At 63.6% G+C, this 1,294-nt stretch carries 1 protein-coding gene; it reads right to left on the minus strand.

Going from position 1 to position 1,294, the window contains the following annotated elements; translation table 11 throughout:
• Positions 1–1,240 (minus strand): IS256 family transposase (locus ABEA30_RS15855; RefSeq protein WP_345584598.1); only part of this gene is annotated, 1,240 nt, incomplete at its 3' end.
• Positions 1,241–1,294: the final 54 nt, after the last annotated feature.

Here is a 1,294-nt window from a genome sequence, read left to right on the forward strand (position 1 = left end):
CGTGGAGGGTGTCGATGAGGCGACGCATGGAGGTTTCGGAGAGGTAGCGGCGCTCCCCGTAGTGCCATTCTTCGTGTTGTTCGAGGAGGATCGCGCCGATGAGGCGGGTGACGGAGCCGCGGTCGGGGAAGATCTGGACGACGTCAGCACGGCGCTTGATCTCCCGGTTGAGGCGTTCGATGGGGTTGTTGGACCAGATCTTGCGCCAGTGCTCGGCGGGCATCTTCGCGAACGTGGTCAAGTCGGTCTGGGCCTTGTCGAGCATGCTGGCGATGTCGGTGAATCCGGAGGCCTCAAGGTTGTCGGTGACGTGCTTATAGCAGGCCTCGACGGCCTCGGCGGTGGTTTGGGCGAAGATCGTGCCGATCAGAGCGTTGACGGGTTTTGAGCGGGCTGAGCCGAGGGCGCGGGTGACGTTGCGGGCGAAGTGGACCCGGCAGCGTTGCCACGCAGCGCCGGGCAGGATCGCCTTGACAGCGTGCTTCAAGCCTTCGTGGGCGTCGGACACGACCACGGCAACCCCGAGCGGATCGGACGGGCTGGCGACTTTGAGTCCGCGGTCTCGCAGAGAGCGCAGGAACTCGGTCCAAAAATCGGTGGTCTCCGCATCACCGATGGCCATCCCCAACACTTGACGGTGTCCGTTGACCGCGCAACCGGTGGCGATCACGACGGCTTGGGACACCACCCGCCCGCCAATGCGGACATCGAGGTAGGTCGCATCCAGCCACAGGTAGGGATACCAACCTGAGGCCTCGTCAAGACGACGGTGGAGGAACTCGCCGACGTACTCGTCGATCTCGGAGCAGATCCGAGACACCGTGGAGCGTGAGATACCGGCCTCGTTACCCAGGGCTTTGACTAGCGCGTCGACCCGGCGGGTGGAGACCCCACCGATCCAGGCCTGCGCGATCACCGACCACAACGCTTGGTCGACCCGGCGGCGGGGTTCCAACAGCGAGGGGAAGAACGAGCCTTCCCGCAGTTTCGGGATGGTCAGCTCCAACGTGCCTGACGGGGTCGCGAGTTTCTTCTCCCGGGTTCCGTTGCGGCGGGTGACTCTCTCTGGGTTGCGTTCGTAGCGGCCCGCGCCGATCCGGGCCGTGACTTCGGCCTCAATCAGTTCCTGCATCGCGGCCTCCAACAGACGACGTTGCGCTTCACCGCGTTGAAGTTCTTGTCCGCTGTCGAGGAGTTCGTTGATGAGGCCCTTTAGGGCAGACTGGTGTTGATGGGTCATCGGTGGTGAGTCCTATTCAGAGTTACTTGGCGGTTTCTCGATAGAGCATTCCCG

Source organism: Tessaracoccus lubricantis, assembly GCF_039544535.1.
Classification (GTDB): Bacteria; Actinomycetota; Actinomycetes; order Propionibacteriales; family Propionibacteriaceae; genus Arachnia; species Arachnia lubricantis.